The sequence below is a fragment of the Neobacillus sp. genome, from assembly GCF_031988165.1.
Taxonomy (GTDB): Bacteria; Bacillota; Bacilli; order Bacillales; family Cytobacillaceae; genus Neobacillus; species Neobacillus rhizosphaerae.
Genome location: NZ_DALZYO010000001.1, coordinates 27,882 through 43,075, shown reverse-complemented (window position 1 = coordinate 43,075; position 15,194 = coordinate 27,882). Strand labels below are relative to the sequence as shown.

Annotated in this window: 15 protein-coding genes and 1 tRNA gene; 1 reads left to right on the top strand and 15 read right to left on the bottom strand. The window is 41.5% G+C overall.

Going from position 1 to position 15,194, the window contains the following annotated elements; genetic code table 11:
- Positions 1 to 147: 147 nt before the first annotated feature.
- The 11 genes from secG to RTR43_RS00170 form a co-directional block, all read right to left on the bottom strand.
- Positions 148 to 381 (bottom strand): preprotein translocase subunit SecG, encoded by a 234-nt coding sequence (secG, locus tag RTR43_RS00220; protein WP_312468824.1) that lies wholly within the window; start codon positions 379 to 381, stop codon positions 148 to 150.
- A 119-nt stretch (positions 382 to 500) separates the two neighbouring features.
- A complete protein-coding gene (locus RTR43_RS00215) occupies positions 501 to 1,418 on the bottom strand; it encodes a DUF7916 family protein (RefSeq protein WP_312468823.1) in 918 nt (305 codons plus the stop codon).
- Between the two features lie 153 nt (positions 1,419 to 1,571).
- Complete coding sequence (gene eno, locus RTR43_RS00210; protein ID WP_248736662.1) at positions 1,572 to 2,870, bottom strand: phosphopyruvate hydratase; 1,299 nt, start codon at positions 2,868 to 2,870, stop codon at positions 1,572 to 1,574.
- Between the two features lie 27 nt (positions 2,871 to 2,897).
- Positions 2,898 to 4,430, bottom strand: coding sequence for a 2,3-bisphosphoglycerate-independent phosphoglycerate mutase (gpmI, locus tag RTR43_RS00205; protein ID WP_312468822.1), 1,533 nt, complete (start codon positions 4,428 to 4,430; stop codon positions 2,898 to 2,900).
- Positions 4,423 to 5,184, bottom strand: a complete 762-nt coding sequence (tpiA, locus tag RTR43_RS00200) for a triose-phosphate isomerase (RefSeq protein ID WP_312468820.1) — start codon at positions 5,182 to 5,184, stop codon at positions 4,423 to 4,425. The genes gpmI and tpiA overlap by 8 nt, the downstream gene beginning before the upstream one ends.
- A 130-nt stretch (positions 5,185 to 5,314) precedes the next feature.
- Positions 5,315 to 6,499 carry a phosphoglycerate kinase gene (locus tag RTR43_RS00195; protein ID WP_312468818.1) on the bottom strand — a complete coding sequence of 395 codons (1,185 nt, stop codon included), beginning with the start codon at positions 6,497 to 6,499 and terminating at the stop codon, positions 5,315 to 5,317.
- Positions 6,500 to 6,637: 138 nt separating this feature from the next.
- Positions 6,638 to 7,645, bottom strand: a complete 1,008-nt coding sequence (gene gap / locus RTR43_RS00190; RefSeq protein WP_312468817.1) for a type I glyceraldehyde-3-phosphate dehydrogenase — start codon at positions 7,643 to 7,645, stop codon at positions 6,638 to 6,640.
- Between the two features lie 49 nt (positions 7,646 to 7,694).
- On the bottom strand, positions 7,695 to 8,717 hold the full coding sequence (locus tag RTR43_RS00185; protein ID WP_312468816.1) for a sugar-binding transcriptional regulator: 1,023 nt from the start codon (positions 8,715 to 8,717) through the stop codon (positions 7,695 to 7,697).
- Positions 8,718 to 8,866: 149 nt separating this feature from the next.
- Entirely contained in the window at positions 8,867 to 9,118 is a 252-nt protein-coding gene (locus RTR43_RS00180; protein WP_248736668.1) for a glutaredoxin family protein, read from the bottom strand.
- A 15-nt stretch (positions 9,119 to 9,133) separates the two neighbouring features.
- The gene (rpoN, locus tag RTR43_RS00175) at positions 9,134 to 10,456 is read right to left on the bottom strand and encodes an RNA polymerase factor sigma-54 (RefSeq protein WP_312468814.1); all 1,323 of its coding nucleotides are present in this window, start codon (positions 10,454 to 10,456) and stop codon (positions 9,134 to 9,136) included.
- Between the two features lie 134 nt (positions 10,457 to 10,590).
- Positions 10,591 to 10,662 (bottom strand) — tRNA-Arg (locus RTR43_RS00170).
- A gap of 205 nt (positions 10,663 to 10,867) precedes the next feature.
- Here RTR43_RS00170 and clpP point away from each other — a divergent pair.
- Positions 10,868 to 11,473 carry an ATP-dependent Clp endopeptidase proteolytic subunit ClpP gene (gene clpP / locus RTR43_RS00165; protein ID WP_312468812.1) on the top strand — a complete coding sequence of 202 codons (606 nt, stop codon included), beginning with the start codon at positions 10,868 to 10,870 and terminating at the stop codon, positions 11,471 to 11,473.
- A gap of 423 nt (positions 11,474 to 11,896) precedes the next feature.
- Here clpP and RTR43_RS00160 read toward each other — a convergent pair whose 3' ends face one another.
- The 4 genes from RTR43_RS00160 to rapZ form a co-directional block, all read right to left on the bottom strand.
- Positions 11,897 to 12,154 (bottom strand): HPr family phosphocarrier protein, encoded by a 258-nt coding sequence (locus RTR43_RS00160; RefSeq protein WP_312468810.1) that lies wholly within the window; start codon positions 12,152 to 12,154, stop codon positions 11,897 to 11,899.
- Between the two features lie 119 nt (positions 12,155 to 12,273).
- Positions 12,274 to 13,224 carry a DNA-binding protein WhiA gene (gene whiA / locus RTR43_RS00155; protein ID WP_312468808.1) on the bottom strand — a complete coding sequence of 317 codons (951 nt, stop codon included), beginning with the start codon at positions 13,222 to 13,224 and terminating at the stop codon, positions 12,274 to 12,276.
- 83 nt (positions 13,225 to 13,307) lie between these two features.
- Positions 13,308 to 14,294: a gluconeogenesis factor YvcK family protein gene (locus RTR43_RS00150; protein WP_312468806.1), complete on the bottom strand. Its 987-nt coding sequence runs from the start codon at positions 14,292 to 14,294 to the stop codon at positions 13,308 to 13,310.
- Positions 14,291 to 15,184, bottom strand: coding sequence for an RNase adapter RapZ (gene rapZ, locus RTR43_RS00145; protein WP_312468804.1), 894 nt, complete (start codon positions 15,182 to 15,184; stop codon positions 14,291 to 14,293). Before rapZ ends, RTR43_RS00150 begins: the two co-directional genes overlap by 4 nt.
- Between the last annotated feature and the right edge of the window lie 10 nt (positions 15,185 to 15,194).

Genomic DNA, 15,194 nt, shown 5'->3' with positions numbered 1-15,194 from the left:
CTGGAATGTGTTGTAATTCAGCTAACTTGGGACGGGATTCCACCAACTAAGACCACTCCCAACGCTGAAAATCTCCCTAGATATCAAAGTCAAAATAGATCCACAACAACAAAAACCCGGCTCGCGGCCGGGTTTAACTGTCTAATATTAGATTTTAAAGTAAGTAACGGCAAGGGCAAGAATGAAGAATAATACTGATAATACAACCGTAATACGATGTAGAATCAAGTCAATTCCTCGTGCTTTTTGCTTACCGAATAGGGATTCAGCACCACCAGAAATGGCACCGGATAATCCAGCGCTTTTACCTGATTGAAGTAAGACAACCCCAATAAGTCCAATACTTACGATAACTAATAAGATTACGATAAATGTATGCATGAAGGCCACCTCCTGTTAGACGTACATTTCACAGTATATTAAATTTACCATAATATTTCCCTTTTAACAATAGAGTTATTTGTAAAAGGCTATAAGAATGATGTGATAATCCCTATTGGTTATCGTAAAATCGAGGCTGCCATCCTTACATATGTATGTCTCTTGCCTCTTACGACAATCGAATAGGCTGTAATGTTCTCTGGAATCGTCATACCTGCGGCACCAGCATCACCTATATGAAATAAATCTGCCCCTGCCATTTTACTATTTAAGGCGATTTGCTTAATCGTCGCTTCATCCGCTCCTTCTTGACTCGTACCTGTTGTCAGAATGGCTAGCGCGCCCTTCTCATGAACTACGTCTACTAATTTTGCCGTTTTTTCGACGGTGAAACCTGGAACTGTTCCCGGTGAAGGGATAAGGATGATATCCGCTCCTGCTTCGATAAACGAATGCAGTGTCTCCGTGGACATAAGGCTACTGCCAACCTCGCCAGCCACTCCAGCACTATGCATTTTTCCTGCGATGATCAAGCCCTCTGGACCGAAAATCCTCCGTGTCCTCTGAATTGCCTTGGTTATTTCCGCATTACTGACACCCGTTTTCGGATTTCCTGTTAAACAGACAAAATCAAACCCGAGCTCCTTCGCTTTTTGCAGTGATTTTTCCGTTGCAAGTCTACCCTCTGGGAGCTTATTTAAGGCTTCTACCGTCTCAGCATCCACATCAACCGGCTCTAAATTAAGACCAATGGGGCGTCCGACAAGCTTTTTCAAGGTCTGAACCAGGGTGTCAGGCACCTCAACTTCTAATCCCTCCATGCTCGGGTTAAATACGTCAAAGAAGTTTAATAAAATAAGGTCGGCACCAAAGGCAGCAGCCATTTTCGCGTTAGTTACCGCAGGATAATAAGGGGTAACAGCGCCGATTACCTCAGCAACCATCGTTCTTCCTTCCGATGCGAGGATCGATTGCCGTAAATCCCTTCCATTCATTTTTTCAAAATCAGATGCAGTACAATCTAACAAACGTTTCATATTTTTCGCCTCCTCTTTATACAAAAAATACCACAATATCGAGGATTGTGGTAGAAAAAAGACACTCATTTGCGAACTGCACCCCTCATTGTTAGAAAGTGTCCAACAATTCGGGTGCAGTTCAATATGCTGAGTGCCTTTTGGATGCAAAAATTACTTGCTTAAGTTATAGAAAGATTTAATCCCGTTGAATTGAGCTGTTTCACCTAAATTGTCTTCAATGCGAAGCAATTGGTTGTATTTTGCGATACGGTCTGTACGAGATGGTGCACCCGTTTTGATTTGACCTGCATTTGTTGCCACCGCGATGTCAGCAATCGTGTTATCTTCAGTTTCACCAGAGCGGTGAGAGATAACGGCAGTGTAGCCAGCACGTTTTGCCATTTCGATTGCATCGAAAGTTTCAGTCAAAGTACCAATTTGGTTAACTTTAATGAGGATGGAGTTTGCAATTCCTTTTTCGATACCTTCAGCTAGCTTCTTCGTGTTCGTAACGAATAAATCATCACCAACTAATTGAACTTTTTTACCAAGACGTTCTGTTAAAAGCTTGTGACCTTCCCAGTCATTTTCATCAAGACCGTCTTCAATTGAAATGATAGGGTATTTATTAGCAAGCTCTTCGTACCAATCAACCATTTCTGCAGAAGTTTTCACAACACCTTCACCTGCAAGATGGTATTTACCATCTTCTTTATTGTAAAACTCTGAAGATGCTGCATCCATTGCAAGCATAACTTCTTCGCCAGGCTTGTAACCTGCTTTTTCGATTGCTTCAACAATTGTTTGCAGTGCCTCTTCGTTTGAGCCTAAGTTTGGTGCAAAACCGCCTTCGTCACCAACAGCTGTATTAAGACCTTTGCCTTTAAGAACTGTTTTTAAAGTGTGGAAAATTTCCGCACCCATGCGAAGTGCTTCTTTAAAGTTTGGTGCACCAACAGGCATAACCATGAACTCTTGAATGTCAACGTTATTGTCAGCATGTTCGCCGCCGTTAACGATGTTCATCATTGGTACTGGAAGCTGTTTAGAATTGAAGCCTCCAAGGTATTGGTATAAGGGAATATCTAGGTAGTTTGCTGCTGCATGTGCAACGGCCATGGACACGCCAAGGATAGCGTTGGCACCTAATTTACCTTTGTTGTCTGTTCCATCAAGCTCGATTAACGCGTGATCAACTGAAACTTGATCTAACACACTGAACTCTTCGCCAACAAGATATGGCGCAATAATTTCGTTTACATTGTCTACTGCTTTAAGAACACCTTTACCAAGGTAGCGTCCTTTATCACCGTCACGAAGTTCCACTGCTTCATATTCACCAGTAGAAGCACCACTTGGAACTAATGCGCGGCCAAAAGCGCCTGATTCTGTAAATACTTCAACTTCAACTGTTGGGTTCCCACGGGAATCTAATACTTCACGAGCGTATACATCTGCAATAAATGGCATTCAAATCTCTCCTTAAAAATAATATGTTTATTTTATTAATGATTTTCCAGTCATTTCTGCTGGTTGTTTAAGCTTTAATAAGTCTAACATAGTTGGAGCTAAGTCTCCAAGGATACCACCGTCACGTAATTCCACACCTTGCTTGGTGACAATTACCGGTACCGGATTAGTCGTGTGCGCGGTCATTGGCTCGCCTTCTAGTGTAATAACTTCGTCGGCATTTCCGTGATCAGCAGTGATGATCGCTGAGCCACCTTTTTCAAGGATTAAATCAATAATTTTCCCTAAGCACTCATCCACGGTTTCAATCGCTTTAATCGTTGGTTCAAGCATGCCTGAGTGGCCAACCATATCAGGGTTAGCAAAATTTAAAATGATTGCATCAACTTTATCATCTTGTATTTCCTTCAATAAGGCATCTGTTACTTCATATGCGCTCATTTCAGGCTGAAGGTCGTAAGTCGCAACCTTTGGTGAGTTGATTAGAATCCGATCTTCGCCAGGGAATTTCTCTTCACGGCCGCCGCTCATAAAGAAGGTGACGTGCGGATATTTCTCTGTTTCAGCGATTCTTAATTGCTTCAGCCCATTTTGTGATAGAACTTCACCTAAAGTATTATCCAAGTTCGATGGTTTAAAGGCAACATAACCATCAACTGTTTCACTAAAATGTGTTAAGCAGACAAAGAATAAATCCTTTGGATGCTTCGGTCCGCGGTCAAACGCGCGGAAGTCTTTGTTTGTGAACGTATTCGAAATCTGGATGGCACGGTCTGGACGGAAATTGTAAAAAATAACGGCATCGTTATCTTTGATTGTTGCCACTGGCTGACCATCTTCTTTTGTGATCACAGACGGGATGACGAATTCATCAAAAATGCCATGTGAGTAGGAATCTTCAACAACCTCTAATGGATTATTGTAAGCAGGACCTTCACCATACACCATCGAACGGTATGATTTTTCCACACGTTCCCAGCGCTTGTCTCGATCCATCGAGTAGTAGCGGCCAGAAACGGTAGCAAATTCGCCAACGCCATACTCCTTCATTTTATCCAGTGTTTGCTGAATATATGTTGCTGCTGTTTTCTGACCAACATCGCGGCCATCAAGGAAGGCATGGATATATACCTTTTCAACGCCTTCTTCTTTTGCAAGCTTCAACAAGGCAAACATATGTTGAATATGGCTGTGAACACCGCCGTCTGAAAGTAGGCCAAATAAATGAAGGGCTGTACCGTGTTTCTTTACATGTTCCATTGCACCAGTAAATGTTTCATTTTTTTCAAATTCGCCTTCACGAATGGCAATGTTGACACGGGTTAAGCTTTGGTAAACGATGCGTCCGGCACCGATATTCAAATGTCCTACCTCCGAGTTACCCATTTGTCCTTCTGGAAGACCAACTGCCTCACCCGATGCGGTTAAATGAGAATGGGGATAGGTGTTCCAAAGACGGTCAAAATTTGGCTTTTTCGACTGTGCCACCGCGTTCCCTTTTGTCTCACCCCTGCAGCCGAAGCCATCAAGGATGATGAGAGCAACTGGAGATTTACTCATACTTACCTGCCTCCAGTAATTGTAAAAATGATTGTGGTTCTAGGCTGGCTCCGCCCACTAACGCACCATCAATATCAGATTGTGCCATGTATTCTTTAATATTTTCTGGTTTCACACTGCCACCATATTGAATTCGTACGGCATCAGCAACATCTTGGGAAAATTGTTTGGCCACAACTTGACGGATGTGGGCACAAACATCATTTGCATCCTTCGATGTCGACGATTTTCCTGTACCAATTGCCCAGATTGGTTCATAGGCAATCACCGTTTGTTTTACTTGATCGTCTGTTAATCCTGCTAGTGCCTTTGCAACTTGGTCACCGACTAGGTTATTGGTTTCGCCATTTTCACGTTGCTCTAGAGTTTCACCACAGCAAACGATTGGTGTTAGATTGTATTTAAAAGCAGAAAGCGTCTTTTTGTTAACAGCTTCATCTGTTTCATTAAACATTTCCCGGCGCTCCGAGTGACCGATGATAACATATTGAACACCGAGGTCCACGAGTGCTTTCGGGCTAATCTCACCTGTAAACGCACCGCTTTCTTCAAAGTGCATGTTTTGAGCACCAATTTTCACATCGCTACCTTGGGTTGCTTCCACAAGGCTTTGTAAAAATAAAGCTGGCGCGCAAATGACAGATTCCATTTTGTCTGCGGCAGGCACAAGTCCTTTTACTTCCTCAGCAAAGCTCTTTGCTTCGGAGAGTGTTTTGTTCATTTTCCAGTTCCCTGCAATGATTGGTTTACGCATGAGTGGCACATCCTTTCATGGGTTGTTAAAACGCAATTTGTAGATATCGCTCTGAAAATTGTAGATATTCGCTATGCAATTTGTAGATATCTCATTAAATTTACAGATATAAGTTATTTTTAGGAAAAAACTATTTGTCGTTCAAAGCAACTACGCCTGGCAATGCTTTTCCTTCCATAAACTCAAGGGAAGCACCACCACCTGTGGAAATATGACTCATTTTATCTGCTAAGCCAAATTTTTCGACTGCTGCTGCTGAATCGCCACCGCCAATTACTGAATATGTACCTTCCGCTTCGGCAAGTGCTTCGGCAACCGCTTTTGTTCCGCCGGCAAATTTATCAATTTCAAACACGCCCATCGGTCCGTTCCAAATAACCAATTTTGATTTTTGAATGACATCACGATAAATTTCTGCTGTTTTTGGTCCGATATCGAGTGCTTCCCAATCAGCAGGAATTTCTTCGATTGCCACTACTTTAGAATTGGCATCTGCTGAGAAATCATCGGCTACTACCGCATCAACTGGCATATAGAAATTAACGCCTTTTTCTTTTGCTTTTTCGATAAATGATTTAGCAAGGTCAATCTTGTCTGCTTCAAGCAGCGATTTCCCGACTTCATGGCCTTGCGCTTTAACAAATGTATAAGCAAGACCGCCGCCAATGATTAAGTTGTCGACTAATTCTAACAGATTTTCAATAACACCAATCTTGTCCTTTACCTTAGCACCGCCAATAATCGCTGTAAATGGACGTTCCGGATTAGAAAGGGCTTTACCAAGTACTTCAAGTTCTTTTTCCATTAAGAAGCCGGAAACAGCAGGAAGATTGTGAGCAATTCCTTCCGTTGAGGCATGGGCACGGTGAGCAGCTCCAAATGCGTCGTTCACATACACATCAGCAAGCTCAGCGAATGATTTCGCTAACTCTGGGTCATTCTTTTCTTCACCAGGATAGAATCGGACGTTTTCAAGAAGAAGCACGTCACCTTCCTTCATCGTCTCAATCAAGGACTTTACAGAATCGCCATAGGCTTCATCTGCCTTTTTCACGTCTTTACCAAGAAGTTCAGCAAGTCTGATGCCAACTGGAGTTAAGCGCATTTCTTCAACCACTTTGCCTTTTGGACGACCAAAATGGCTAGCTAAAATCACTTTCGCTCCTTGTTCCATTAAGTATTGGATCGTTGGTAGCGCTGCACGAATCCTCGTTTCATCGGTAATTTTCCCATCCTGCATTGGCACGTTAAAATCTACCCGGCAAAAAACGCGTTTACCTTTCACATCAACATCTTTTAGTGTTTTCTTGTTCATTGTAAAGGACCCTCCTAATGTATTGGATTGTGGTAAGCTACATTAAAAAAGGAGAGGGGGAATCCTCCCCACTCCCCTTTGGAAATACCATTTCATTATAATCATGTTCTAGATAAATAACCAATTTAAACTAGAAGATTAAAGTCCTTTTGAAGCGATATAATCTACAAGGTCAACAACGCGGTTAGAGTAACCAACTTCGTTATCATACCAAGAAAGTACTTTTACCATGTTGCCTTCAAGAACCATTGTTGATAAGGCATCAATGGTAGAAGAAGCAGTAGAACCGTTGTAGTCGCTAGAAACTAATGGTAGTTCGCTGTATGCTAAAATTCCTTTTAATGGGCCTTCAGCAGCTGTTTTCAATGCTGCATTAATGTCTTCAGCTGTTACATCTTTTTCTAACTCTGCTACTAAGTCAACAACAGAAACGTTTGGAGTTGGAACACGCATTGCCATACCGTTTAATTTACCTTTAAGTTCAGGAAGAACAAGGGAAACCGCTTTTGCTGCACCAGTTGAAGTAGGAATCATGTTTTCAGCTGCTGCACGAGCACGACGGTAGTCTTTGTGTGGCAAGTCAAGGATTTGTTGGTCGTTTGTATATGAGTGAACAGTTGTCATCATACCGCGTTTGATACCGAAAGTATCATTTAACACTTTTGCAAACGGTGCTAAGCAGTTTGTTGTACAAGAAGCGTTAGAAAGCACGTGATGGTTGTTGGCATCATATTTGTCTTCGTTAACACCCATTACAATAGTAATATCTTCGTTTGATGCTGGTGCAGAGATAATAACCTTTTTCGCACCTGCTTCAAGGTGTTTCGCGGCATCTTCACGTTTTGTGAAACGGCCTGTTGATTCAACCACTACTTCAACACCAAGGTCGCCCCAGCCAAGTTGTGCAGGGTCACGCTCAGCGATAACCTTTACTTTATGACCACCAACTACTAAGTATTCACCGTCAACCGTAACGTCTTCAGCAAGAGTTCCGTGAACAGTATCATATTTTAAAAGATGTGCAAGCATATTTGCATCTGTTAAGTCATTGATTGCAACGATTTCCACATTGCTATTGTTTAAAGCCGCACGGAATACGTTACGACCAATACGTCCAAATCCATTAATACCAACTTTTACTGCCATAATAAAATTCCTCCTTTTATTGGGTAAAGATGTATTATTTTAAAAGGATTTACCCTTTCAATAACCTTTTTGCCACACCTTCATCGGTAATTAAAATCGTCGATGCTGGTGCTTGTTTAAAGTATGCCTTGATAGCCTTTGCTTTTGAGGTCCCGCCTGCAACGGCAATGACATTTGGAATGTGGGCCAAGTCTTGGAGCTGAAGTCCAATTGTTGATACCTTGTGAATGATCTCGCCCTGTTCATTAAAATAATAGCCAAAAGCTTCGCCGACTGCCTCCCCACTTTCAAGCTTTTCTTTGATTTCGGGGTTGGTTTTTCGCCGCTCAGCCATTGTGATAGCATCTCCAATTCCATGGAGAACCATGCTTGCTGATTTTATTAGCTTTAGAACCTCATGAATATCAGGCTCTCTAATCAGAGATTGATAAATTTCTGAACTGACCTGATCAGGAACGTAGAAAACGCGATGTTTAGAATCGGTGTTTTTCGCCATATTCGAGCAAATCGTGTTTGCTTGATTAGCAACATCTTCACCAACTCCGCCTCGTGCTGGAACAAAAAGTAACTCCTGCTGATTCAACTCTGGCGTTAATCTTTCTGCGACAGCAGCCATGGTCGAACCACCCGTAACAGCGATGATATTTTTCCCGCTTAGCAGCTTTTTCATGCAAATAGCACTAGCTTTGCCAAGTTCGCCTTTAACCATTGCTGATTCGTCGCTATCACCGGGTACTATAACGACTTTCTTAATGCCGAGCAGATGCTTCAATTCTAATTCCATCACATCAATACCCTTTAACTCGCGCATTAAGCCTTCCAAATCCTCAAGTAAATTTTTTCCTTCCGAGGTTAAAATCATCCCCAAATTATTACGGTAAATAAGGTTTTGCTCTTTGAGGAAGTCTACTTCACTACGAAGGATTCTTTCTGTAAATCCAAGACTAACAGCTAAACTCCTTCTTCCCACCGGCTGCATAAATCCTATGTACCTAAGGATGGAATATCTTTTTTGCAAGACTTGAAGGAGATCGGGTAATAATCTTTTTTGGATATCGATAAATGACTGCATGAATCGCAAGCTCCTTTATTCTGTGTAGTTGGCCGTAAAATGTCCACCATAGACATATTATGTCCCGCCTACTCTAAAAAAAATCACCCCTACTACAATTTTCATTGTAGCAGGAGTGAAAACCTATTTCAACCTATTTCAACCTAAATTTATCCGTTTTTTTCTTGTAAACGATTACTTATGTCAAATTTGTCAACAAAGCCAAATCCGACCTCTTCCCCGTCGATATGAACGACTGGAATCATTAATCCATAGTGTTCGGTTAATTCATCACTTGTTTCAATATCAATTTCTTCCAGTCGAAAATTCCAGTCTTCTTTCAGTTCCAGAAGTGTTGCTTTTGCTTTATCGCATAGCGGACAACGATTTCTGGTATATAACGTGATAATTGTTTGCGCCATTGTTCTGTTCCTTTCTCAGTTGAACCTTTTTCTTTTAGAAGAAGAGGGGATCCCCAACTGGTCGCGGTACTTAGCGATGGTCCTCCTTGAGACAACAATTCCCTGTTCCAACTTCAATTGTTCGACAATTTCTTGATCAGAAAGCGGTTTTTCTTTTTTCTCTTGGTCTATTAATTTTCTAATCGTATTCTTCACCTGTGTCGATGAGGTATTTTCATCCCCGGAGACCGTTTGGATGGTGCTAGTGAAAAATGATTTTAATAGAAAGGTCCCAATTGGGGTTTGCACGTATTTTTCCCGAACTGCTCGACTGACAGTCGATTCATGAACATCGAGTTCCGCGGCGACTTCCTTCATCGTCATCGGAACTAAATATTGCAAGCCTTTTTGAAAAAAGGATGTTTGTTTTTCAACGATTTTAGCAACAACCCTTGTTAATGTCTCTTTTCGCTGTTCAATACTTTTTATTATCCATTGATAATCCTGGAGCTTATCCTGTAAAAAGCTACTGACCTGTTGATCCTGGTCCTTGAATTTTTTATAATATTGCTCATTAAAGCTTATCCTTGGCAGGGCATCATCAAACATGCGAACCGTTAGACCGGCAGCCGACTGTTCCACGATGGCATCGGGAATAATATACGTCGTGGACTCTGTACGTAAGATGGCACAAGGCTTTGGATCAAGCAATTGTATTTCGTCAGATACATTTTGAATCTCTTTAAGTGATACCTGTAATTCCTTCGAAATTTGCTTCCATTTCTTTTCGGCAAACGGGATGAAATAGTTGGAAATTATGTTTTGGGCAAGCTCGTTTTCTGGATTTTTATAATAAATTTGCATTAACAGACACTCTTGAAGGTTCCTTGCACCGATTCCCGCAGGTTCAAGTGTTTGAATAACGGCAAGGCCCTCTTCTACCAATTCCTCTGATACCCGTAGTTTTTCAGCAATGTTGGCAAGATCGCCAAAAAAGTAACCGTTTTCATCAAGATTTTGAATAAGATGGCGGATAACCTTTAATTGCTCCGCCGATAGGTTTGCTATATTTAATTGCGAAATTAGATAATCTTCCAATGAAAATGGCTTATCGGCAATTTGCTCAATCCAGTCATTTTCCGCCTTGCGGTGCTTCCGTCGATTACGGTCAATGAGGGGATTCATCGGCTGAACATTCCCACTCTCAATCTGCATAAGGGGATTTTCGAGTGCCTTATTTTCTAAGAAATCAGCAAGTTCTTGGGCCGAATACTGCAATAAAGCAATCGCCTGTGATAACTCCTGCGTCATCGCCAATTTCAATGTTTGCTGCTGCCATAAACTCGCCTTCAAGTTCATTTGTCTCCCCCCTATGATCCTATTTTACATGAAAGAAGGGTTTTCGGGTAATGGAAATTGATATCTAGATTGTTTAGGAATAATATTAATAAATTAAAAACCCCCTGTTTACACAAAACAGGAGGCTTTCATGACGCGCTCGGAGGGAATCGAACCCCCATTTTAAGAACCGGAATCTTACGTGCTATCCGTTGCACCACGAGCGCAAATATTAGCGACTTACATATTATATGCCAGATTTGTTCACTTTGCAAGTGAAGAATAGGTTTTAAAGTTGGCTGGAATGGTTATGCTGAAATAGGGAAAGTTGTCGAACATTTAAAAGTTGAATTGTTTGACCTTAATTGACCATCAGTGTATGATAACAATACATATTATTTTTAACTTTCACACTCAGGAGGAGGAAGAAATATGAATTTGATTCCTACAGTTATTGAACAAACAAACCGCGGTGAACGTGCATATGACATTTATTCTCGTCTGTTAAAAGACCGGATTATTATGCTTGGCAGCGCTATTGATGATAATGTTGCCAACAGTATTGTAGCACAATTATTATTTTTAGAAGCGGAAAATCCCGAAAAAGACATTACACTTTACATCAACAGCCCAGGCGGAAGCATCACAGCCGGAATGGCGATTTACGATACCATGCAATATATTAAAGCAAATGTATCAACCGTTTGTATCGGAATGGCTGCATCAATGGGTGCCTTCCTACTTGCCGCAGGGGAAAAAGGAAAGCGATTTGCGCTACCTAATGCCGAAGTCATGATTCACCAACCACTTGGTGGTGCTCAAGGCCAAGCAACAGAAATTGAAATTGCTGCAAAGCGGATCTTGTTCCTTCGTGAAAAGTTGAATGGAATTTTATCAGATCGCACTGGCCAGCCACTTGAAGTGATTCAAAAGGATACCGATCGTGATAACTTCATGACTGCTGAAAAAGCAAAAGAATACGGCCTTATTGACAGCATCATCACTCGTAAACCTAATGAAACCACAGATAAAAAGTAATGATTACAGCAATCGGCTTCCGGGCCGGTTGCTTTTTTCTTTTCTGTGGAAAAGGGGCGGAGCGCCGCAAAAATGAATCACTTTAACCAGTTAAAGTGAAATACCCATTTCACTAGACGAAAGATGTGAAGTCTAGCTCTGCTCTCACCGCCTTTATTAGGTGACTACGGCTTGTTCTCTAAATTTATTTCCATGATAGGGTTGGGAGTTGAGGCTCATGATAGTTTTTTAGCGGTAGATTTACAGGATTACCTCCCCTATTTTGGGGGATTGGCCTATTTTTTCACTTTATTGGCTCATTTTTCGTATGTTATGGCTGTTTTACCATTTATTACAAAAAAAATAAACACTCCTTGACCGATGCCTCTGTTCATCCACACAAAAAAAGGGTTTGCCCTCAAATTTGAGCCAAACCCTTCCTAATTAATGATCTTTTTGAATAAAGTCAGATAAAGCGTTGATAGCTCTATCCTCATCATCACCGTCTGCGATAATATTAATCACGATTCCTGAGCCGACTGCAAGGCTCATTAATCCCATTATACTTTTTGCATTTACCTTTTTGCCATCTTTCTCTAGAAAAATATCAGCTGAAAAGCGGTTCGCTTCCTGCACAAAAAGTGCGGCTGGCCGGGCTTGAAGGCCCGTTTTCAATTTTACTTCTACCTGTTTCTCCAACATTACACATTTCCTCCCTATGTTTTAATTCTATATTCTTAAAACAAATTCATCATTTCACAAAGTTAACTCCACGCGACCCTAATAAAGGGCTATACTTTGGGGAGTCATTGCCGCTTCCGCTAATTCCTCGGGGCTATTTCCCCGGCACGTAGCTTCTCCGCAATCTCATCAATCTTTCGCAAGCGATGATTAATGCCTGATTTACTAATGGCACCACCAGAAACCATTTCACCAAGTTCTTTTAAAGTAACATCCGGATATTGCACCCGAAGTTCGGCAATTTCCCTTAACTTATCAGGTAAAATTTGCAGACCGACCGTCGAATCAATCAACCGGATATTTTCAACCTGTCTGATAGAAGCGCCGATGGTTTTATTCAGATTGGCGGTTTCACAGTTTACCAAGCGGTTAACTGAGTTCCGCATGTCCCGAACAATCCGGACATCTTCAAAACGGAGCAGGGCATTATGAGCACCGACAATATTTAAAAATTCGGTAATTTTCTCGGCTTCTTTTAAATAAGTAATGAAGCCTTTTTTACGCTCAAGTGTTTTGCTATTAAGACCAAATGTATTCATTAATTCGCATAAAGAATCATTATGTTCTTTATAGAGCGAAGAAATTTCCAGATGATAAGAGGATGTTTCCGGATTATTGACGGATCCTCCTGCTAGAAAAGCACCGCGTAAATAAGAACGCTTACAACATTTCTTCTTTACAAGGTCCTGCGAAATATCGTGAATGAAGGTAAATCCCTCACCAAGGATTTTCGTGTCCTCAAGAATTTCCTTGGCCGCCTGAGATAAACGGACAATATAGACGTTGTTTTTTTTAAGGCGCATTTTTTTTCGGACAAGCAGCTCTACCTGTATCTCATAGCTCTTCTTCAATAATGTATATATTCTTCTCGCTATTGCTGCATTTTCCGTTTGAATATCTACGACTAACTTACGGTTTGAAAAGGAAAGGGAACCGTTCATGCGGATTAAAGCCGAAAGCTCTGCTTGAATGCAGCATGTTTTCACTTCCAAGTTGGTTAATTCCTTTTTCGTTTCCGAAGCGAAAGACATCCCCTCACCCCTTTATAAAAACCCACTATTTGTTTTTTCTAAAGACACTATCAAAATAACGTTTATTAACTGCACACTACTATCTACGCTTCATACCGCTTTTTGGTTTCATCTAACAGTATATTATATAAAATTTTCGCCACTTTTTTTGGGTCATGCCGAAGGGCACCATTTTCCTGATAGGCAATATCTGCATGAACTACCTCAAGTCCTTGCTTATAAAGCTGTGGTAAATCGTATATCACTGGGTCGGCCAACTCTTCATTATAGCGAAGCTGAATATGCTGTGGAATTTCTTCGTTATTCACAAGAATCGTATTGATAAACGTACAGTTCATATGATCATAAATGGCCTTCACATGATCGCTCGCGGTATAGCCGTGCGTTTCCCCAGCCTGTGTCATCAAATTACAAATGTACACCTTTTTTGCTTGCGAGTGGCACACTTCATCCCCTAAACGCGGAACAAGCAAATTTGGCAGAATACTTGTATACAAGCTTCCGGGGCCAATAATGATTAAATCCGCCTGACGAATCGCTTGAATCGACTCTGGCAAGGGGTGAATTGTACTTTTTGACGTTAAAAAAACTCTTTTAATTTTTTTCCCCGAATAAGGAATTTTCGATTCCCCAGAAACAATCGCACCGTCCTCCATTTCAGCATGCAGAACGACACTTTGATTAGCGGCTGGTAACACCTTTCCACGGACATTCAAAATCTTGCTCATTTCTTGAATGGCGTGAACAAAGTTTCCGGTGATGGAGGTCATCGCAGCCAGGATTAAATTACCCAGCGAATGTCCAGAAAGTTCATTTGACGTTTTAAAACGATGCTGAAACATTTCCTCAACCAACGGTTCCACATCTGACAGTGATGCTAACACATTGCGAATATCACCAGGAGGAGGAATGTGCAGGTCATCGCGTAAGCGTCCAGAGCTGCCCCCGTCATCCGCGACTGTCACAATAGCGGTAATATCAACAGGATACTGTTTCAATCCTCGCAATAACACAGGTAATCCTGTTCCTCCACCAATGACGACAATACGAGGCTGTCCTAACTCTCTCATGTAGTTTTATCCTTTCTCCTCTCAATGTCACGGTGGGATACACATGTATTATAATCATTTTGGAAAAATCGTCCTAGATATTCAGCTAAAGCAACAGAGCGGTGCTGCCCACCTGTACATCCAATCGCAATCACCAGCTGTGCTTTCCCTTCCCTTTTATAATGAGGAAGCATGAAGCTTAGCAAATCTGTTACTTTTTCCAAAAATTTATGTGTTTCGTTCCATTTTAAAACATAGCTGGAGACCTCTTCATCCAGTCCTGTTTTTGGCCGCATATGTTCAATATAATGCGGATTCGGCAAAAAGCGCACATCAAAAACAAGATCCGCATCGATGGGAAGCCCATGTTTAAAGCCAAAGGACATGACATTGACAGTAAAGCTTATTTGTTTATTCGCGGTAAATTCCGTTAATATTTTCTCGCGCAATTCACGTGGTTTCATCTGGGAAGTGTTATAAATTAATTGGGCCCTGCCCTTTAATTCCTCCAGCAGCTCCCGCTCAAGTGTGATACCCTCTAGAGGCAGCCCTGACTTGGCTAGCGGATGGGACCGCCTTGTTTCCTTATATCTACGGACTAATGTTGAATCATCCGCATCTAAAAATAATATCTGCGGCGTCACCCATGAAGTTTCCGCCAGTTCATCTAATCCCTTAAATAAATGGTCAAAAAACTCCCGACCGCGTAGATCCATAACCAAAGCAACTTTATTCATTTTATTCCCAGATTCCTTCATAAGTTCAAGAAATTTCGGGAGCAGCGTCGGCGGCAAATTATCGACACAGAAGAATCCTAAATCTTCAAAGCTTTGAATGGCTACCGTTTTTCCAGCCCCAGACATACCGGTAATAATCACCATCTGGGTTTCACTTATCGCACCGGTACTCACTTCAATTCCC